Source organism: Leucobacter chromiiresistens, from assembly GCF_001477055.1.
Lineage (GTDB): Bacteria > Actinomycetota > Actinomycetes > Actinomycetales > Microbacteriaceae > Leucobacter > Leucobacter chromiiresistens_A.
In genome coordinates, this window is the sequence record NZ_LDRK01000005.1 from 13,978 (window position 1) to 33,582 (window position 19,605).

At 73.8% G+C, this 19,605-nt stretch carries 18 protein-coding genes; 7 read left to right on the top strand and 11 right to left on the bottom strand.

Going from position 1 to position 19,605, the window contains the following annotated elements:
• Positions 1-6: 6 nt before the first annotated feature.
• The 6 genes from rfaE2 to NS354_RS00645 are packed head-to-tail and all read right to left on the bottom strand — an operon-like array spanning position 7 to position 5,920.
• On the bottom strand, positions 7-1,362 hold the full coding sequence (gene rfaE2 / locus NS354_RS00620; protein WP_058592695.1) for a D-glycero-beta-D-manno-heptose 1-phosphate adenylyltransferase: 1,356 nt from the start codon (positions 1,360-1,362) through the stop codon (positions 7-9).
• Complete coding sequence (locus NS354_RS00625; RefSeq protein WP_058592696.1) at positions 1,359-1,979, bottom strand: D-sedoheptulose-7-phosphate isomerase; 621 nt, start codon at positions 1,977-1,979, stop codon at positions 1,359-1,361. The genes rfaE2 and NS354_RS00625 overlap by 4 nt, the downstream gene beginning before the upstream one ends.
• The gene (locus tag NS354_RS00630) at positions 1,976-3,268 is read right to left on the bottom strand and encodes a glycosyltransferase (protein WP_058592697.1); all 1,293 of its coding nucleotides are present in this window, start codon (positions 3,266-3,268) and stop codon (positions 1,976-1,978) included. Before NS354_RS00630 ends, NS354_RS00625 begins: the two co-directional genes overlap by 4 nt.
• The gene (locus NS354_RS00635; protein WP_058592698.1) at positions 3,265-4,272 is read right to left on the bottom strand and encodes a glycosyltransferase; all 1,008 of its coding nucleotides are present in this window, start codon (positions 4,270-4,272) and stop codon (positions 3,265-3,267) included. Before NS354_RS00635 ends, NS354_RS00630 begins: the two co-directional genes overlap by 4 nt.
• Positions 4,269-5,360: a glycosyltransferase family 9 protein gene (locus NS354_RS00640; RefSeq protein ID WP_058592699.1), complete on the bottom strand. Its 1,092-nt coding sequence runs from the start codon at positions 5,358-5,360 to the stop codon at positions 4,269-4,271. The genes NS354_RS00635 and NS354_RS00640 overlap by 4 nt, the downstream gene beginning before the upstream one ends.
• Positions 5,357-5,920, bottom strand: a complete 564-nt coding sequence (locus NS354_RS00645) for a D-glycero-alpha-D-manno-heptose-1,7-bisphosphate 7-phosphatase (RefSeq protein WP_058592700.1) — start codon at positions 5,918-5,920, stop codon at positions 5,357-5,359. Before NS354_RS00645 ends, NS354_RS00640 begins: the two co-directional genes overlap by 4 nt.
• Before the next feature lie 142 nt (positions 5,921-6,062).
• Between NS354_RS00645 and NS354_RS00650 the strand changes: the two genes are divergently transcribed.
• On the top strand, positions 6,063-7,049 hold the full coding sequence (locus NS354_RS00650) for a glycosyltransferase family 9 protein (RefSeq protein WP_058592701.1): 987 nt from the start codon (positions 6,063-6,065) through the stop codon (positions 7,047-7,049).
• 36 nt (positions 7,050-7,085) lie between these two features.
• On the opposite strand, the gene NS354_RS00655 is transcribed toward NS354_RS00650, so the two are convergent.
• Positions 7,086-7,928, bottom strand: a complete 843-nt coding sequence (locus NS354_RS00655; protein ID WP_058592702.1) for a sigma-70 family RNA polymerase sigma factor — start codon at positions 7,926-7,928, stop codon at positions 7,086-7,088.
• 270 nt (positions 7,929-8,198) lie between these two features.
• Between NS354_RS00655 and NS354_RS00660 the strand changes: the two genes are divergently transcribed.
• From NS354_RS00660 to NS354_RS00675, 4 genes are all read left to right on the top strand, one after another.
• Positions 8,199-9,743 (top strand): FAD-dependent oxidoreductase, encoded by a 1,545-nt coding sequence (locus tag NS354_RS00660; RefSeq protein ID WP_082677823.1) that lies wholly within the window; start codon positions 8,199-8,201, stop codon positions 9,741-9,743.
• A gap of 88 nt (positions 9,744-9,831) precedes the next feature.
• Positions 9,832-10,098: a Rho termination factor N-terminal domain-containing protein gene (locus NS354_RS00665; RefSeq protein ID WP_058592710.1), complete on the top strand. Its 267-nt coding sequence runs from the start codon at positions 9,832-9,834 to the stop codon at positions 10,096-10,098.
• A gap of 62 nt (positions 10,099-10,160) precedes the next feature.
• Positions 10,161-11,042 (top strand): SDR family oxidoreductase, encoded by an 882-nt coding sequence (locus tag NS354_RS00670; protein WP_082677824.1) that lies wholly within the window; start codon positions 10,161-10,163, stop codon positions 11,040-11,042.
• A 76-nt stretch (positions 11,043-11,118) separates the two neighbouring features.
• The gene (locus NS354_RS00675; protein WP_058592712.1) at positions 11,119-11,688 is read left to right on the top strand and encodes a TetR/AcrR family transcriptional regulator; all 570 of its coding nucleotides are present in this window, start codon (positions 11,119-11,121) and stop codon (positions 11,686-11,688) included.
• Here NS354_RS00675 and NS354_RS00680 read toward each other — a convergent pair.
• The 4 genes from NS354_RS00680 to NS354_RS00695 form a co-directional block, all read right to left on the bottom strand.
• A complete protein-coding gene (locus tag NS354_RS00680; RefSeq protein ID WP_058592703.1) occupies positions 11,685-13,172 on the bottom strand; it encodes an MFS transporter in 1,488 nt (495 codons plus the stop codon). The two genes, NS354_RS00675 and NS354_RS00680, sit on opposite strands and share 4 nt — an antisense overlap.
• Positions 13,169-14,512 (bottom strand): M20/M25/M40 family metallo-hydrolase, encoded by a 1,344-nt coding sequence (locus NS354_RS00685; protein ID WP_058592704.1) that lies wholly within the window; start codon positions 14,510-14,512, stop codon positions 13,169-13,171. The genes NS354_RS00680 and NS354_RS00685 overlap by 4 nt, the downstream gene beginning before the upstream one ends.
• A 7-nt stretch (positions 14,513-14,519) precedes the next feature.
• On the bottom strand, positions 14,520-16,547 hold the full coding sequence (locus NS354_RS00690) for an NADPH-dependent 2,4-dienoyl-CoA reductase (RefSeq protein WP_058592705.1): 2,028 nt from the start codon (positions 16,545-16,547) through the stop codon (positions 14,520-14,522).
• A 131-nt stretch (positions 16,548-16,678) separates the two neighbouring features.
• Positions 16,679-16,882: a cold-shock protein gene (locus NS354_RS00695; protein ID WP_058592706.1), complete on the bottom strand. Its 204-nt coding sequence runs from the start codon at positions 16,880-16,882 to the stop codon at positions 16,679-16,681.
• A gap of 320 nt (positions 16,883-17,202) precedes the next feature.
• Here NS354_RS00695 and NS354_RS00700 point away from each other — a divergent pair, with 320 nt between their 5' ends.
• Together NS354_RS00700 and nadA are read left to right on the top strand one after the other, a co-directional pair.
• Positions 17,203-18,141: an NUDIX hydrolase gene (locus tag NS354_RS00700; protein WP_058592707.1), complete on the top strand. Its 939-nt coding sequence runs from the start codon at positions 17,203-17,205 to the stop codon at positions 18,139-18,141.
• Positions 18,138-19,538, top strand: a complete 1,401-nt coding sequence (gene nadA, locus NS354_RS00705) for a quinolinate synthase NadA (RefSeq protein ID WP_241490278.1) — start codon at positions 18,138-18,140, stop codon at positions 19,536-19,538. Before NS354_RS00700 ends, nadA begins: the two co-directional genes overlap by 4 nt.
• The last annotated feature ends 67 nt before the right edge of the window (positions 19,539-19,605 follow it).

The following is a 19,605-nucleotide window of genomic DNA, read 5'->3' on the forward strand; positions in this document are numbered from 1 at the left end:
GGGGCGTCAGCCGACGCGCGCGATGGCCTCGGCGAGCGCCGTCGTCGACCTGCCGAGGTGGTACGGGAGCGTCAGCACCCGCCCGCCCCACGACTCGACGAGCGCGGCCTCCGGGAGCGACTGGGCGCTGTAGTCGCCGCCCTTCACCCAGATGTCGGGCCTCAGGCGGTCGAGCACGGCCTGCGGCCCGTCCTCCTCGAAGACCACGACGGCGTCGACGCAGGAGAGCGCCGTCAGCAGCTCGACGCGATCCCGCTCCGTGATGAGCGGCCGCTCTGCCCCCTTGAGACGGCGCACCGAATCGTCGGAGTTGAGGCAGACGATGAGGCAGTCGCCGAGTCCGCGCGCGGCGGCGAGCGTGCGCACGTGGCCCGCGTGCAGCAGGTCGAAGCAGCCCCCCGTCGCGACGACGGTGCCGCCTGAAGCGCGGACCTGCTCCGCCACCGCGAACGCATCGGCGTCCGCTGCGTTCGCGCGCGGCAGTCGCGCGGCGCCGAGCGCCGCGACGCCCCCGGAGGCGAGGAAGTCTCCCGCAGCATCGACGCCTCGGCGCACCGCCTCCGGAAGCGGCTCGCCCTCCGCGAGCGCGATCAGCGCGGAGGAGGCGTACCGGTCGCCCGCGCCGCACGCGTCCGCCGCCTCGACGGGGCGCGCCGGGATGAGCGCAGGTGCATGGTCGGCGTCGAGCAGCAGGGCGCCCTGCGAGCCGAGGGTGACGGAGATCGCGATGCACCCCCACCGTTCGCGCAGACGGGCTGCGGCCTCCGCCGCTGCGTCCGGCTCGGGCGCGGTGCCGGCGGCCTTCGCCGCCTCCGAGAGGTTCGGAGTGACGAGACGCGTCGACGGCACGGGGTCGGCGCCCCGCGGGTGCGGATCCCAGACGAGCGGCACTCGCGCTCCGCGGCGGTGCAGGGCGACGCGAATCTCGGGGTGCTCGGTGAGCGCGCGGCCGTAGTCGGAGACGATGATCGCGTCGGCCTCCGAGATCGAGGCGATCATGTCGCGCGTGATGTGGGGGAGCACGGGATCCCCGCATCCGTCGTCGATGCGGGCGACCGGCTGCCCGCCCGCCCGGAGACGGGTCTTGACGGGCGTGGGGGCGGGCAGCGCGCCGGCGACGACGCGGATGCCGTCGAGGTGCTCCCGCAGCCGCTCCGCCGGCGCATCCGCGGAGAGCGCCGTGACGAGGGTCACGTCGTGCCCGTCGTGCAGCAGCATGCGGGCCACGAGCCCCGCCCCGCCGGCGCGCGACTGCCGGGACTGCACATCCACGACCGGCACGGGGGCGTCGGGCTGGAAGCGCTCGGCCACCCCGTCGATGTCTTCATCGAGGAGGGTGTCGCCGACGACGACGATCTTCATGATTGCGGCTCCTTTCCGACGCACGCGTCGAACACTTCGCACAGGCCGTGAATGGCCGCGAGCTGGCACTCCTGCACATGCGGGGACGCCCCGTCCAGGCAGATCGCGTCGTCGCAGAGACGGGCGAGCGGGTTCGGCCCCGGCCCGGTGAGCGCCCAGCTGGTCGCTCCGGACTCCTCTGCGGCGCGCGCCGCCTCGAGGAGGTTCGGGCTGCCCCCGCTGGTGGAGAGCAGCAGCACGATGTCGCCCGCCCGGGCGTGCGCGCGCACCTGGCGGGCGAACACCTGGTCGAAGCCGTAGTCGTTGCCGATCGCGGTGACGCTCGACGACTCGGCGTGCAGGGAGATCGCCGAGTAGGCGGCGCGATCCTCGCGGTAGCGCCCGACGAGCTCGGCGGTGAGGTGCTGCGCCTCGGCGGCCGATCCTCCGTTGCCGGCGACGAGCAGGCGGCGCCCGGCCTTCAGCCGGTTCGCGAGCTCGCGACCCCACGATTCGAGATGGTCGGCGTGCCGTCGCGCGTGGTCGAGTGCGCGGGCGAGCGCGTCGAAGTGGCTCGAGACGAGGGTGGCCGTCGGCGCCTCCGCCGCGATGGTCGGGGTGAGGGTGGGGGTGGTCATAGTGCGGCCTCCGCGAGGTGGGCGCCCGTGGCGCTGTCGATGCGTGTGGTGATCTGCTGCGAGTGGTGCTGCGCTCGCTCGCGCAGGGTGCGCGCGTAGATGAGCTCGGTGCGAGCGGCGACGCGCTCCCAGCTGTAGCGGTGCTCGACGCGAGCGCGGCCCGCGGCTCCGAGCGCTGCGGCGAACGCCGGGTCCGCGCGCAGACGGGCGAAGGCCTGCGCGACCGCCTCCGGATCCTGGGGCGGTACGAGCAGCCCGGTGCCCTCGTGCACGACGGTGTCGCCGAGGCCGCCCACGTTCGCGGCGACGACGGGCGTGCCGCTCGCCATGCTCTCGAGCGGCACGATCCCGAACGGCTCGTACCACGGGGTGCAGACGACGGCGTCGGCCGCTCGGATCAGGGCGGGAACATCTTCGCGGGGAACGCGGCCGAGGAATCGCACCTGCCCGGCCACGCCGAGCGCTTCCGCGAGGTCGGCGAGACGCCGGGTCTCGGCGTCGGGGCCGTCCGCGCCGGCCGGCGCGTCGCCGGTGCCGACGATGTGCAGCTCCACGTCCGCGACCCCCTGCTCGCGGAGCACGCCCAGGGCGCGGATCGCGATGTCGACGCCCTTGCGCGGAACGAGGCGGCCGAGGCTCAGCACCCGGAAGGCGCCGGGCCGACGCGTCGGCCGATCGGCGTGCGCGAACATCTCGAGATCCACCCCGCACGGGGCGATGTCGATGCGCTCCGCCGGGATGCCGAGCGCGTGCAGCTCCTCCACCTCGTCCGGGCACGTCGCGATGACGGTGTCGACGCGTCGTCCCACCAGGGGCTCGAGCCGCTCGCGCTCGGGCGGGCTCGTGTCGGCCGCGCCCTGGAACCGACGCTTGACCGAGCCGAGCGCGTGGAAGGTGTGGAGCACCGGCGGGTGGCCGGTGCCGCGCTCGGCCGCGGCATCGAGCGCGGCGATGCCCGACATCCAGAAGTGGCTGTGCACGACGTCGGGCCGGTCGAACCGCCAGGCGGCGGCGAGCCCCTCGGCGAGCGCGGGGAGGTGCGGCAGCAGGTCGTCCTTCGGCACGTGCCGTTGTGGGCCGGCGGCGAGGTGCACGACTTCGACGCCCGGGCAGAGCGCCACCCGCGTGCGCGTCGACGGGTCGTCGCGCCGCGTGTACACCGTCACCCGATGGCCTCGCTCGGCCAGCGCGCGGGAGAGGGCGGCGACGTGCACGTTCTGCCCGCCCGCGTCGACGCTTCCCGGCGTCGCCAGGGGGTTGGCGTGCTCGGAGACCATGGCGATCTTCATGATGCGACTCCTTCCGTCGTCAGCTGCGGCGCCCGGGTGCGGGATCGCGCCCGGCGCGCGTGCGCCTCGTGCGCGTCCGCGAGCACCGCGTCCCAGTCGTCGAGGAAGCGCGGGAGGCCGTAGCGGGCTGCAGCCGCCTCCCGCGCCACGGCGCCGCGGCGCCGCGCCTCGTCGGGGTCCCGGAGCAGGATGTCGGCGGTGGCGACGAGCTCGGCGGGGTCCGCCGACAGCGCGCCCGCCTCCGGCGGCACGGCCCGGCTCGCCTCCGTCGCGTCGAGCACGAGCACCGGCATGCCGAGGAACATCGCCTCGAGCAGCGACAGGCCGAGCGATGTCCAGCGCATCGGATGCACGTAGGCCCGACGGCGGGCCAGTTCGGCGTGCAGGTGCGCGGTCGGCAGGTCGCCGACCACCTGCAGGCGGTCCTCGCCGAGTCCGAGCGCCGCGGGCAGGCGGTCGCCCGCGATGCCGAAGCAGTCGAGCCGCCCCGCGCTCGCGAACGCCGGGAGCAGGTCGGTGCCCGTCACCCGACCGCGCCGCACCGGCTCGTTGATGACCACGCCGAGCGCTTCGAGTTCGCCCGAGTACTGCTGACCGGGGTCGGGGATGCCGTGCTCGATGACGACGGTGGGCGCCGCTCCGCAGTCCCAGATGAGACGGTTGAAGTGGGTGACGTGCACGATGGGGATGTCGGTGCGCTCGCTGAGGAAGTGCCGCTCCGAGACGGGCGACTGCTTCGGCGTGTTGTGCTCCACGAAGACGGTCGCGACGTCGCGGCCGAGTCGCCGCCCCAGCAGCGACTCCGCCCAGTCGAGCTCCTCCGTGCGCTGCAGCACCACGAGGTCGACGTCCGCCTCCGCGAGCTCGTCGGGTTCCACGCGCCGCGCGTGCGCGGGCAAGGGGGGCATGACGCGGCCGGTCTCGGCGGGCACGAGGTACTCGTGCGATCCGCTCAAGAAGGCCTGCATCCAGCCCCCGTGCAAGTACCACACCAGAATCTTCATCGTCGTCCTTCCTCTCCGACCCGCGGCGGCGGTGCCGCGCCCGCGGGCTGTGCGTGATGCGCGCGCGCCTGTGCCGGCGCCGCGAGATCGTCGACGGCGGCGAGCACCGTCTCGGGGGCGACCCCGGCGAGGCACGGGTGCCCCGCGATGGGGCACTCCCGGGCCCGCGAACCCGCGCACGGCGCGTGCTGGTCGCCGAGCAGTCGCACGGGTACGCCGTAGGGCGCCCACTTCACGGCGGGCACCACGGGCGAGAACAGGCTCACCACGGGCGTGCCGACTGCGGCTGCGAGATGCGCGGGCCCGCTGTTGCCGGAGACGAGCACGTCGGCGCCCGCGAGCACGCCGGCGAGCTCGAGGGTCGTGCACCGTCCGGCGAGGTCGATCGCCTCCGGGGCGTCGTCGCGGATGCGCGCGGTCAGCTCCGCCTCGCCGCGGCTCCCCGTGAGCACCACGGTGCGCCCGGAGTCGGTCAGCATTCGCGCCAGGCGCGCGAAGTGCTGCACGGGCCAGCGCCGCGCGGGCACGGCGGCGCCCGCGTGCAGCGCCACGTAGGGAGCGTCGCCCGTGAGCCCGCTGGTATCGGGCGTCGGTACGACTGCGAGGCGCCCGTCGTCGCCTCCGGGGAAGCCGGCCGCCTCGGCGATCGCGAGCGCGCGCTCGGGCTCGGGGAGCTCCTCGCTCAGATCCTCGCCGGGCCTGAGGCGCACGTCGAGGAGCGATCCGGGGTGGTCGACCGATGCCCCGCTGATGCGCTCGATCCCCGCCAGCCGCAGCAGCAGCGCGAGGGGCAGGGGGGACTGGTGGAAGGAGGTGAGGATCACCGCCTCGCGAGCGCCCGATTCGCGCACCCGGTCGATGAGCTGCTCGGTGTGCTCGCGGGTGACCTCCCGCCACGGCTCCGAGATCCAGGGCGCCTCCCAGACGATGGTGTCGCTGATCCCGGGCAGCAGCGCCGCCCCGCCCGCTCCCAGGGGGCCGCAGAGCATGATCACCTCGGCCTGACGCGCGACGGCGCGAACGGCGGGCCCGGAGACGAGCACGTCGCCCATGCTGTCGAGCCGCGCCACGAGCACGGGGCCGCTCATCGGTCGCCGCCCGCTTCATCGCCGCCCGCCTCGTCGCCGAGTGCGATCGCGACCGCCTCCGCGATCGTGGCCGCGACCGTGGTCGCGTCGGCGCGCTCCTGAGCCAGCGTGAGTCGTGTCGGCACGAGGATCCCTCGCGCTCCGGCGGCCTCCGCCGCGTCGACGTCGGCGCCGATGTCGCCGATCATCACGACGTTCGCCGGTGCGACGTCCAGTTCGCGTGCCGCCGAGAGGATCATGCCCGGCCGCGGCTTGCGGCACTCGCAGCCGTCGCGGGGCGCGTGCGGGCAGACGCGCCACAGGTCGAACGGGCCGAGCAGCTGCTCGACGCGCTCGTTCACGCGGCGCACCTGCTCATGCGTGAGCAGGCCGCGGGCGATGCCCGACTGGTTGCTGATCACTCCGATGGGAATGCCGGCCGCACGCACGCGGTCGACCGCCGCGCGCGCGTCGGGCATCGCCTCGACCGCGTCGGGGTCGCCGTTGTACGGAACGTCGACGATGAGGGTGTCATCGCGATCGAACAGCACGGCGTGCACGGGCGGGGAGGGTTCAGTCATACCTCTCCCGTGCCCCGAAGCAGGAGAAGTAAACGGACTGCCCGACCCCTTGCGCCCCACCCGCTCCTGCGGTAGTCCAGTGGGTGACGCCCCGCTCGGTCGACGCATGCTCGCGCGGGGTGCATGAGAGGGGAACCGACCTATGACCCGACGGCACCGTCCCGTGCTGCTCGCGCTGCGCACGCTGAAGCTGGGGGACCTGCTGGTGGCGGTGCCGGCGCTGCGCGCGCTGCGCCGCGCCCATCGCGATCACCGGATCGTGCTCGCGGCGCCGGGCTGGCTCTCCCCGATCGTGCGACTCGTCGACGCCGTCGACGAGCTCCTGCCCACTCCCGGGCTCGACGATCCGCTGCCGATCGAGCCGGGCAGCGTCGACATCGCGGTCAACCTGCACGGCAACGGCCCCGAGAGCCGAGACATCATCGCAGCGCTCCGACCGCGCCGCCGGTACGCGCACCGGCTCCCCGACGACCCCGAGCCCGCAGGAGCCGAGGTCGAGCCGGGTCCGGAGTGGATCGACGGCATGCTCGAGCGCGAGCGGTGGGTGCGGCTGGTCTCGGCCTTCGGCGCCGACGGAGACCCCGACGAGGTGCGGATCGCGGTGCCCGAGGCGGTGCCGCCCGTGACGGGCGCGGTGGTCGTGCACGTGGGCGCGTTCTACGGGTCGCGCCAGTGGCCCGTCGAGCGGTTCGCCGAGGTGGCGCGCGCACTGCGGGCCGAGGGGCGCCGCGTGGTGGTGACCGGCGATGAGCGGGACGAGCCGCGAGCCGCCGCGGTCGCTGCGGCGGCGGGTCTGCCCGAGGAGGACGTGCTCGCGGGGCGGATCGGCCTCGCCGAGTTCGCCGCGGTCATCGCTCGAGCGCAGCTCGTCGTCACCGCCGATACGGGGGCCGGGCACCTCGCATCGGCGTACGGCGTGCCGTCGGTCGTCATCTTCGGACCGGCGCCCCCCGAGGAGTGGGGGCCGCCGCCCGGCCCGCATGCGGTGCTCACGGACGCCTCGGTGCGGCGCGGAGACGCCTTCGCCGCGGACCCCGACCCGGCGCTGCTCGCGGTCACGGCGGCGGATGTGCTCGGGGCGGCTCGTGAGGTGATGCGCGCACCGGCCGAGCTCGGGGGGACGCGGTGACGCGCCCCCGCCGGCGCGCGGGTGCGCGAGCGGGGACTACGCCCGCGCGGGATCGGCGCTCAGGGCGGCCCGCAGTCGCTGCAGAATGCTCGCCAGCAGGCGCGATACCTGCATCTGACTGACCCCGCACTCCCGCGCGATCTCGGACTGCGTCAGCTGCTCCTCGAAGCGCAGGCGCACGATGCGACGCTCCTCCTCGCTGAGGGTGCGCGTCGCGCGTTCGAGTGTCAGCGCCAGCTCGGTCCGGGTGAACTCCGTCTCCCGGTAGGGAAGCGAGTCTGCGAGCGTGAGGTCCTCGGAAGCGCCGGGGATGGGCGTGTGGAGCGAGATCGCATTGCGGGCCGAGTGGCACTGCACGGCCTCGGCCACCAGAGCGAGCGGGCGGCGCAGCACTGCGGCCAGTTCTGCGATGCGGGGCGCGCGGCCGAGCTCCTGCTCGAGCATCTCGCGCACCGCGGGAACCTCGATCGCGAGTTCCTGGAGCCTCCGCGGCGGTCGCACGAACCACGACGTGTCCCGCAGATACTGCTTGATCTCGCCCGAGATGGTGGGAACGGCGAACGAGACGAGGTCGTCGCCGACTTCGGGGTCGAAGCGCTCGACGGCTTTCGCGAGCCCGATGCAGGCGACCTGCAGCACGTCCGCGGCGTCCTGCTGGCGCACCCGGTATCGGCGGGCGATCGAGCGGGCGAGATCGAGGTACTCGACGACGACGCGCTGGTGCAGCCGCCGCCGCCCGGCCGCGTCCGCCCGCCGGGCGGCCGACAGCAGCGTCATCGCGAGCGCGTTGCGGGCCTCGTCGGCGGCGGCTCGGTCGCCGGGAGTGCCCGGGACAGCGGGTGCACGGGTTGCTGCGAACGCGGGATTCGGGGCGAGCATGAGCCTCCTCCAATGAGAGACAGCGGCCGAGGCCGACGCGACACCTCGGGCGCACCTGACGGCACCCGGGCGATGACGGCACCAGCATCCCGGTGCCCGTCCGGCCCGGGCAGCACCTTGCATCCGGGGAGGAGTTCCCCTACCATTTCCGGCCTGGACGCCGCGGTCGACACGAGCGACGGAGTGCGCGACGGAGCGAACGCCGTCGCGAGCGGCGCTCGCGCTGTCAAGGGGCTGCCCGCGGCGGCGGCGCCTCCGTAGCGTGTGCGCATGACTGCACTGTGGCACCGCACCGGTTCGTCCGTTCCCGTCTCGCCCGCCCGCCCGTCGCCGATCGGCCGTCGTTTCGATACGGTCGTGGTCGGCGCCGGACTGACGGGGCTCGTCACCGCCGTGCTGCTCTCCCGAGCCGGGCAGCGCGTCGCGGTGCTCGAGGCGCGCACCGTCGGAGCGGTGACCACCGGGCATACGACCGGCAAGCTCAGCCTGCTGCAGGGGAGCGTGTACTCGCGCATCCGCGGGCACGCGGGGGACGAAGCGGTGCAGGCCTACGCCGAGGCGAACCGCGAGGGCCAGGCGTGGATGATCCGAGAACTCGAACGCCTCGGCCTGCCGGTCGACCGGCGCACCGCCGTCACCTACGCGAACGACGATGCGAACGTCGGCGACCTCGAGCGCGAGCTCGACGCCTGCCGCGCAGCGGGAGTGGACGTCGAGTGGACCGACGACACCGGCCTGCCGTTCGCGACCGCCGGGGCGATCTCGCTCGGTCACCAGGTGCAGCTGCAGCCCATCGACGTGCTGGCCGCGCTCGCCGCCGAAGTGCTCGAGCGCGGCGGGGAGATCCACGAGCGCATGCGGGTGCACGGCGTGGAGGGGGAGGGCGACGGCCTCGACGTGCAGACGGCTGACGGCGCAGTCGCCGCCGACGCGTGCGTGCTGGCGACCGGCGTGCCGATCCTCGACCGGGGGCTCTTCTTCGCCCGTCTCGAACCGTTCCGGTCGTTCGTCGCCGCCTACGACGTGCCGGAGGAGCGCATCCCGCGCGGCATGCACGTGTCGATCGACGCCCCGGATCGGTCGCTGCGCACCGCCCGGGGCGCGAAGGGGGAGACCCTGGTGCTCGTCGGCGGCGGCGGCCACACGACCGGGCGAGGGGGTGACACGGTGCGCACGCTCGCCGAGCTCGATGCGTGGGCGCAGCAGCACCTCGGGGCGGGCCCCCGCGTGAGCTGGTGGGCCGCGCAGGACTACCAGCGGCACGCGGCGCTCCCGTACGCCGGGCCGCTCGCCGGAGGGGGTGGGCGCATCTACACCGCGACGGGGTACGACAAGTGGGGTATGACGAACGCGGTCGCCGCGAGCCTCGCGATCGTGTCGCAGATGCTCGGCGGCAGGCTCGACTGGGCGGAGACCATGCGAGAGGCGGGCCCCGGGGTCGCGGGCGTCGCCGACGCCGTGCGGGTGAACGCGGAGGTCGCCGCCCACGTGGCGGGCGATTGGACGCGGGCCGTGCTGAGCGGCTCGGGCGCCGCCGACTTGGCCGAGGGGGAGGGCCGGGTGGTGCGCGAGGGCGCGCGCCCCGTCGCCGTCTCGCGCGTCGACGGCAAGCTGTGCCGCGTCTCCGCCATCTGCACGCATCTCGGCGGCATCGTGAACTGGAACCCGGCCGAGCGCAGCTGGGACTGCCCGCTCCACGCCTCCCGCTTCTCGGCGACCGGCGAGGTGCTCGAGGGCCCGGCGGTGCGGCGCCTCTCCGAGGTGGGCGGCGCGGCCGAGGGCGACGCGGACCGCGCCGCGGCCGCCGAAGGCTAGCGACCGCGCGCGCAGCTGTCGAGGCCCTGCCGCGGGGCGGAGCCTCGCCGTAGCGTCGAGCGCACGACGTGAAGGGAGAGGATGGTCGATGCCGAAATCGAAGACCCCGCAGCTGAAGGATCCCGAACTGTACGAGAAGCTCCGCGACGACGGCGCGTCGGCAGAGAAGGCGGCGCGCATCTCGAACGCAGCCGCCCGCGACGGGCGATCGCGCGTGGGCGAGCGCGGCGGCCACGCGGAGGACTACGAGGAGCGCACCGTCGACGAGCTCAAGAATCGAGCCAAGGAGCTCGGTCTCTCGGGATACTCCCGCATGCGCAAGCAGGAGCTCATCGACCTCCTGCGCTCGCACTGACCGGCGCGCCGAACGCGGCGCAGCCACCGCAGACCGAACGAACGCACGATCGAGGAGGACGCATGACCCCCAACATGGACCCGCGCACCAAGTACCCGAAGGCGCCGCTGCCGCAGCAGGAGCAGTCGTCGCAGCCGGGCCTCACGGAGCCGATGCAGCCGGCGCCGGATCACGGCGAGGACACGTACACCGGCAACGGCCGGCTCGCAGGAATGCGGGCCCTCATCACCGGCGGCGATTCGGGCATCGGACGAGCGGTGGCGATCGCGTTCGCGCGGGAGGGCGCCGACGTCGCGATCGCCTATCTGCCCGAGGAGCACGAGGACGCCCAGGCGACGCTCGAGCAGATCGAGCAGGCCAATCGCAAGGGCGTGCTGCTGCCCGGCGATCTGCGGCACGAGACCGACTGCGTCGAGGCGGTGCGCCGCACCGTCGACGAGCTCGGCGGCCTCGACATCCTCGTGCTGAACGCCGCGACGCAGCGCGAGCGCGAGCCGAACGCCGAGATCACGCGGGATGCCGTGGAGAACGTGTTCTCGACCAATCTGGTCGCGCCGATCCTGCTCTTCCGCGAGGCGGCTCCGCACCTCCAGCCGGGATCGAGCGTCATCGTGTCGGCGTCGGTGCAGGCGTACAACCCGTCGCCCGACCTCCTCGATTACGCGATGACGAAGGCGGGGCTCGTCGCCTTCACGCAGGCGCTCGCCGAGCAGCAGGGGGAGCGGGGCGTCCGCGTCAACGCGGTCGCGCCCGGCCCGATCTGGACGCCCCTCATCCCGGCCACGGGATGGGACGAGAAGCAGGTGCACTTCGGCGAGGACACGCCGCTCGGCCGCCCGGGGCAGCCCGCGGAACTCGCCGGCGCGTACGTCTACCTCGCCTCGGAGGACGCCTCGTACGTGTCGGGGGCCGTGCTCCCGGTGACCGGCGGAAAGCACCTCTGAGCCGCGGGCCGGGGCGCGCCCCGCGGCTCGGGCCCGCGCCGCTCGCAGCCCCCGGGCGTTCGCTACAGTGGTGAGCATGTCTCCGAGCCGCGGGCGTCCGCACGCATCCTCCCGGGAGATGCTCGCGGACGCCGCGTGCGAGCTGTTCCTCGAGCGCGGCTACGAGGCGACGTCGGTGTCGGAGATCACCCGGCGCGCGGGGGTCAGCCGCTCCAGCTTCTTCAACTACTTCGCCTCGAAGTCGGAGATGCTCTGGTACGTCTTCGACGCCCGGATCGCGGCGCTGGAGGCAGCGCTGCGAACATCGGCCGAGGATGCGCCGGGTGCGCTGCGCGTGTTCGCCGCCGGCGAGGCCCCGGAGACCCTGGCCCTCGCGATCGCGGAGGCGCGCACCATGGGTGTCGAGGAGGAACTCGCGGCGGGTCGGGCCTCGCGTCAGCTGCGCATCGCGGCGGCGATCGAGAGCCGCCTGCGACGGGAGGGGCGCGACGCGCTGCAGGCCGAGGTCATCGCCGCCGGATACTCCGCCGCGTTGGTGGGCACGGTGTGGCGGTGGGCGGCGCTCGGCGCGGGCCGGCATCGATTGGACGAACTGCTGGAGCGCGCCCTCGGCGCCGCGGACGAGCTGCTCGCGCCGCCCCGCTAGCGCCGCCCGCGCGGTCGCTCCCGTTCAACGCCGACGGGGTCGCGGAACGCGTCCTCCGGCACCGCGAAGCGGAGCGCGACGGCGGCGACGAGCGCCGACCCGCCGCACACGCACCACACCACCACGTAGCCGGCGAACGATCCGGCCGTGCCGCCGGCCACGGCGCCGTCGGCAGCGCCGCCGACCCCGGCCGCCTCCGCGACGCCGTGCATGAGCGCGATGCCGAAGATCGCCGACGCGACGGCGCCGCCGACGGTCTTCGTCGAGTTCGTGAGCCCGGTGGCGACGCCCGTGAGATGCGGCGGGGCGCCGGAGGCGGCGGCCGCCGGAAGCGCGGCGACCAGCGCCCCGGAGCCGAGCCCGGCGATCACCATGTTGGTCACCATGTGCGCGTAGGTCGTGTGGAACGGCAGGAACAGCAGGTACCCGAGTGCGACGAGCAGCGCTGCGGCGGCGAGCGCGTTCCGCGGGGTGGAGACGCGCGCCGCGAGCGGATACGCGAGCGCCCCCGCCACCATGGCGATCAGGTAGGCGCCGATCACCAGGGAGGTGAGGAAGCCGCCGATGCCCAGCCCGTACCCCGCCGTCGAGGGGTCGGTGCGGATGAAGGTCGACAGCGGTGCCTGGGCGCCGAGCACGCTCATGCCGAAGAGGGCGGCGGTCGCGAAGACGGGGGCGAGCGCGGGGGAGCGGAAGAGCCGCACGTCGATCAGCGGGTCGGGGTGGCGCAGCTCCCACCTGGCGAACGGCACGAACAGCAGCAGGCCGAGCACGACGACGGCCCACGGCACGGGGTTCGCCACGCCCTGCACCCGCAGCAGGCCGAGCCCGCCGGTGAACGCGAGCAGGGCGACCGTCACGAGCGCGAGCCCGACGACGTCGATCCTGCCCCCGAGCTGCACGGGCGACTCGGCCACGCCGAACGCGATCACGGCGAGGCACACGAGCACCAGCAGGCCGGGGATCAGGAGCACACCGGTGATGGGCAGCGCGTCGATCAGCGCTCCGCCGATCAGCGCCCCCGAGATGGCCCCCGCCTCGAGCGCGGCGACGAGCGCGCCCGCGGCGCGAGCCGTGAGCAGTGAGCGGCCCTCCCGATCGCGCGTGCGCGACCAGATGAGCGCGATCTCGAGCGGCAGCCAGACGACGTACACCCCCTGCAGCGTCCAGGCGGCGAGGAAGAGCGGGAAGGTGGTGGCGAACGGCAGCGCGAGCGTCGCGAGGGCGGTCACCCCGGTCGACCAGAGCAGGATCCGCTTGTGCCCGACCATGTCGCCGAGTTTCGCGAGCACCGGCACGACGAGGGCCGACAGCATGAGCTGGGAGCCCTCCAGCCAGTTCACATCGGCGTCGGGCACCTCGAGATGCCGCGCGATGTCGGAGAGCATCGGGGTGTAGTAGCCCTGGAGGAACCCGCTCGTGAACTCGACGAACGCGAGGAAGCCGACGACTCCCGCGAGCGCGCCGAGCCGCACCCGGGTCATGCGCCCGGCCGGGCGGGGAGCCGCTGGAGCAGCGCGCGGTGGAATCGGGTGCCGCGCTCGAGCTCCGCGATCGACACCCGCTCGTCGACGCCGTGGATCGTGGCCCGCAGCTCGGCCGACATGGCGAGCGGGGCGAATCGGTAGACGGCGGGGGCGAAGCGGTGGAAGTGCCGCGAGTCGGTGGCCGCCATCATGATGTAGGGCACGGTGCGGGCCTCCGGATGCGATGCGCCCACGGACTCGGCGATGAGCGCGAACTGCGCGTTGTCGGTCGACGACTCGGGCGAGGGCTCCTCGCCGTCCACGACCTCGATCAGCACGCGCCGGTCGGCGATGCGGCGGCGCACCCGCCGCACGGTCGAGGCGACCGTCTCCCCGAGCGCGATGCGCAGGTTCACGGTCGCGCTCGCGCGAGACGGCAGCACGTTCGGCGCGGTTCCCCCGGCGAGCATGGTCGCCGCGACCGTGGTGCGCACCATAGCCGCGGGCTCGCCGCCGAGCCGGGCGAAGACGCGGGCGGTGAGTCGGGGGTGCGCGGCCAGCAACCGGTAGAGCCCGCGGGCGGGCCCCGCTGTGCTCGGGACGAAGCCCGCGAGCATGCGGCTCACGCCGACCGGGGTGCGCGCGGGGAACGTGCCGGGGTCCAGGCGGGTCACCGCCCGCGCGACCCGCCTGGCGGCGGTGAGCGACGGGGGCGCCGACGCGTGGCCGCCGTCGCCGCGGGCGCTCAGCCGCAGCGTCATCGGGCCCTTCTCGCCGACGCCCACCATCGCGGCCCGCCCGCGCACGAGCGGCAGCGGCGCGTCCACGACGGCGCCGCCCTCGTCGAGCACGAGCCACGGGGTGATGCCCCGCGCGGTGAACGTGTCGGCGATGGCGCGCGCCGCCGATCCGAAGGTCTCCTCGTTGCCGCCGAACGAGAGGTACACATCGCGGGCCGGCACGAAACCCTCTGTCAGGAGCGACTCGACGGCTTCGAGGATGACGAGCAGCGGGCCCTTGTCGTCGAGGGCGCCCCGGCCGTGCACGTATCCGTCGGCGATGCGCCCCTCGAACGGCGGGTGGGCCCAGTCGTCGCGCTCATCGACGGGCACGACGTCGTAGTGCGCCATCAGCACGACCGGGTCGAGCCCGGCATCGGCGCCCCGCCAGCGGAAGAGCAGACCGAACTCGGTGATGCGCTCCCGGTCGAGCGCGCGATGCACGTGCGGGTACAGCTCTGCGAGCACGGCGGCGAAGTCGTCGAACGGCGCCGGGCCGCGCTCGTCGAGCTCCGCGGAGACGGTGGGGATCCGGATCATGCGCGAGAGGCGCTCCGCGGCGTCCGAGTGGTGCATCATGGTCGTCTCACAATCTCGCGGCGAGGCGCGTGCCCTGGTCGATTGCCCGCTTCGCGTCGAGCTCCGCTGCGAGGTCTGCCCCGCCGATCAGATGCGCGCCGATGCCGAGCGCGGCGAGCTCGCCGTGCAGCTCGCGCGCGGGATCCTGCCCCGTGCACAGCACCACGGTGTCGACCGCGAGCGTCGTCGCCTCTCCGTCGAGCGTCAGGTGCAGGCCGTCGTCGTCGACGCGCCGGTACTCGGCTCCCGGCACCATGCGCACGCCGCGCCGGGCGAGCTCCGTGCGGTGGATCCAGCCGGTCGTCCTGCCGAGCCGACTCCCGAGCTTGCCGGCGCTCCGCTGCAGCATCACGACCGAGCGCTGCGGGGGCTCCTCGACGGCGACGGTGAGCCCGCCGCCGCGGCGGTACTCGGCGTCGACGCCCCAGTGGGCGAGGAAGCCCGGCACGTCGGCGGGATCCTCGTCGGCATCGGAGGTGAGGAACTCGGCGACGTCGAACCCGATGCCGCCGGCCCCGAGGATCGCGACGCGCCGACCCACCGGAACGCGATCGCGCAGCACATCGAGGTAGCCGACGACGCTCGGGTGGTCGAGTCCGTCGATCTCGGGCCGGCGGGGGAGCACCCCCGTCGCCAGCACGATCTCGTCGAACCCCTCGGCGGCGAGCGTCGCGGCGTCGACCCGCTCGCCGAGCCGCAGTGCGACGCCGGTCTCCGCGATGCGCACCCCGAAGTAGCGCAGCGTCTCGCGGAATTCGCTCTTGCCGGGCACCTGCAGTGCGACGTTGAGCTGACCGCCGATCCGGGTGTCGGCTTCGAAGAGGGTGACCTCGTGCCCGCGGGAGGCGGCCGTCGTGGCGCACGACAGGCCGGCGGGGCCCGAGCCGACGACGGCGATCCGGCGCCGGGCGGTCGTCGGTGCGATCACGAGGTCGGTCTCGTGGCCGGCGCGCGGGTTCACCAGGCACGACGCGATCCTGCCCGCGAACGTGTGGTCGAGGCAGGCCTGGTTGCACCCGATGCAGGTGTTGATGCGCTCGGGCGCGCCGGCGGCGGCTTTCGCCGCGAAGGCGGGATCGGCGAGGAAGGGCCGTGCGAGCGACACCAGGTCGGCGCTGCCCGAGGCGAGCACCGCCTCGGCGGTCTCCGGCGTGTTGATCCGGTTCGTGGCGATCAGCGGGATCGCGACCGCGCCCATGAGGCGCCGCGTGACCCAGGTGAAGGCGCCCCGCGGCACCGAGCTCGCGATGGTGGGGATGCGCGCCTCGTGCCAGCCGATGCCGGTGTTGATGAGCGAGGCGCCGGCGGCTTCGACGCGCAGCGCGAGGTCGACGACCTCGTCGAGGGTCGAGCCGTCGGGCACGAGGTCGAGCATGGAGAGCCGGTAGATGAGGATGCCGGATTCGCCGAGCGCCGCCCGGACCCGGCGCACGATCTCGACGGGGAATCGGGTGCGCCGCTCGGCGTCGCCGCCCCAGTCGTCGGAGCGGCGGTTCGTGCACGGCGCGGTGAACTCGTTGATGAGGTAGCCCTCGGAGCCCATGATCTCGACGCCGTCGTACCCCGCCGCCACGGCGAGCGACGCGGTGCGCGCGAAGTCGTCGATGGTGCGCTCGATGCCGTCGGCGTCGAGCTCGCGCGGCGTGACCGGCGAGATGGGTGCGCGCAGGGCGCTCGGGGCCACGATGTCGCCGTGCGCGCCGTATCGCCCCGAGTGGAGGATCTGCAGCACGATGCGCCCGCCCGCATCGTGCACGGCGTCGGTGACGATGCGGTGGTCGGCGACGTCGGACTCCGTGGCGAGCATCGCCGCGCCCTCCGTGAGCCGCCCGTCGCGATTCGGCGACACGCCGCCGGTGACGATGAGCGCCGCGCCACCGACCGCCCGTTCGCGGTAGAACGCCGCGAGCCGCTCGAAGCCGCCGGGCGTCTCCTCGAGGCCGACGTGCATCGACCCCATGATGATGCGGTTCGGGAGCGTGATGGCCCCCAGCGCGAGCGGGGTGAAGAGGTGCGGGTACGTCAGCGTCGACATGCGGCTCCCGTGTCAGGGGTCAGGGTGATCCGAACGTAGCGACGTGCGGGCGGCCGCGTCGAGCGCGATGTGCGGACCATACAAAAACGAGGTGCAGGGCGAATGCCCTGCACCTCGTCATCGTGCGCTGATCAGAGAGCGCGGATGTTGCTCGCCTGCAGGCCCTTGGGGCCCTGCTCGACGTCGAACTCGACGCGCTGCTCTTCGAACAGGTCGCGACGGCCGCTGCCTGCGATCGCGCTGAAGTGCGCGAAGACGTCGGATGCTCCGTCGTCGGGGGTGATGAAGCCGAAGCCCTTCTCGGAGTTGAACCATTTCACGGTGCCGGTGGCCATACTGTGTTTCCTTCGTGTGTTGCTGGCCGCAGGTGCGGCCGGGGTGCCACGGCGACGGCGCCGACGTGGAGACTGGTAGCTTGCTGCATTTCAGCGGCAAATAAAACGTGCTGGAGAATCCCTACGTTCGGCATTACTGGTCTTACCCGTTGAGCTTATCCCACGGTTCCGGGCGGCGCGAGACCCATCTGCGCAATCGTTACCTTGCGTGACCGAGCGGGCGCGCGTCTTGACACGCGCGCCGCTCGGCGTATGCTGCTTAAGGTCAATCTGACTCGAACTCGCGTTCGGGTGCGTACCGGGCCGAGAGGGAGGTCGATGTGGGGTTCGCCGATGCCAGCGCGAGCGAGCGGCCGTACCTGCCGCCCGCCGTCGCCGTGTCCACGGTGGCATTCGCACTCCGGCCGCCGCCGGGCGCGTCGACCCTCGATGCGGACGCAGCCGCCGACGGCGAGGCGTCTGCCGCACCCGCGACGCTCTGGATCCCGTTGGTGCGACGCACCCGCGAACCGTTCCGCGGGCGCTGGGCGCTGCCCGGCGGGCCGACCCGGTGGAACGAGACGCTGACCGATACCGCGCTGCGGTCGATCCGCGCCGCCGCCGGATGCACTCCCGGCTACCTCGAGCAGCTGTACGCGTTCGGCGGCGTCGAGCGCTCGGCCGACGCCGCGCGGCTCGTGACCATCGCGTACTGGGCGATGCTCGGCGAGGGCGACCTCGACGCGGCGGTCGGGGCGGGCGCGGCGGCCGCCGCCGAGGATCGCCCGAGCGACTCCGGTGCAGGGTCGGCCGACGGGCCGTGGAACCGCGTGACGACCGCCCCGAGCACGAGCCGACGATGGGACGATCCGCGCGATCCGCCACCGCTCCAGCCGTTCGACGCCGCGAGCCCGGACTCCGAGGGCAACGTGGCGTGGTGCTCGGCCGACCGCCTCCCCGAACTCGCCTTCGACCACGCCGGCATCATCGCCTACGCGCTCGCCCGGCTGCGCAGCAAGACCGAGTACGCGGCCGTCGCGCACCGCTTCCTGGGGCCGACCTTCACGATCGGCAGGCTCCGAGCCGTGCACGAAGCCGTGCTCGGCGCAGCGGTCGATCCGGCCAACTTCAGGCGGCAGATGCTCGCCCGGGGCGTGCTCGTCGACACCGGCGAGCGCGAGACCGGAGCCGCGCACCGCCCTGCACGGCTCTACCGATTCTCGAACGATGCAGCGCCGGAGCCCCCCGACGCGCGCCCGCACCCACGGAGGTCCGCATGACCAGCGTCACCGAACTCATCACCGCTGCCGCAGCGCACGAGCGCGAGCGCGAAGCCGCCCTCGGCGGCGGTGACGGCGTCGGCGCCGCACCCGCACCGGGATCGGCATCGGCATCGGCATCGGCGTCCGCGCCCGAGCACCGCCGCGTCGCGGCGCGCCCGATCGCGCTGCGGGCGACGGGCCGCTCGACGTGCGACCCGTCGCTCCCGCAGGCTCCGTGGGCGATCGACCGGCAACCCGGGTACGGCCCGGGCGCCTCGACCATCGACCGCGCCCCCGTCGACGCCCCGCGTCAGGGGCCGCTGCCCGAGCGCTACACCTCGGCGACCGACGCGGAGCTCGACTCCTGGATCTCCGCGGCACGCGAAACGCTCGGTCCGCGCGTGCGCATCCTCGGCCACTTCTACCAGCGCGACGAGATCGTGCGGTACGCCGATTTCGTCGGTGATTCGTTCATGCTCGCGCAGGCCGCGAAGGGAAGCCCCGAGGCCGAGGCGTTCGTCTTCTGCGGTGTGCACTTCATGGCCGAGACCGCCGACATCCTCTCGGGCGCCGATCAGGCGGTCATCCTCCCGAACCTCGCCGCGGGCTGCTCGATGGCCGACATGGCGACCATCGACCAGGTGGAGGCGTGCTGGCGCGAGCTCATGGCGGCGCTCGGCGAGACCGGGGCGGACGGCCGGCAGTCCGTGATCCCCGTCACCTACATGAACTCCTCTGCGGCGATCAAGGCGTTCTGCGGGCGCAACGGGGGCATCGTCTGCACCTCCTCGAACGCGCGCACCGTGCTGGAGTGGGCCTTCGAGCGCGGACAGCGCGTCGTGTTCTTCCCGGATCAGCACCTCGGGCGCAACACCGCACGGGCGATGGGCGTCGACGAGCGGCAGATGCCGCTGTGGCGGCCGCACCTGCCGCTCGGGGGCAACACGGAGCAGCAGTTGCGCGATGCGCGCGTGATCCTGTGGAACGGCTTCTGCTCCGTGCACAAGCGCTTCACGGTGGCGCAGATCGAGCAGGCCCGCGCCGACCACCCCGGAGTGCGCGTCATCGTGCATCCCGAATGCCCCGCCGAGGTGGTCGATGCCGCCGACGGGGCGGGCTCGACGGAGTACATCCGCCAAGAGGTCGAGCGGGCAGCGCCCGGCAGCGTGATCGCGGTCGGCACCGAGATCAATCTCGTGAACCGACTCCAGCAGCAGCGGCCCGACGTGACGATCTTCTGCCTCGATCCCGTCGTGTGCCCGTGCTCGACGATGTACCGCATCCACCCGGCGTACCTCGCGTGGACGCTCGAGTCGCTGCTTGCCGGCGCGACGCCGAACCGCATCACCGTGCCCGCGGGAGTGGCCGACGCGTCGCGGGTCGCGCTCGAGCGCATGCTGGCCGCGAAGCCGTGATCCTCGTCGTCGGTTCGGGGGTCGCGGGGCTCTCGGCAGCGCTCGCCGCGGTGGGGGACGGCGGCGA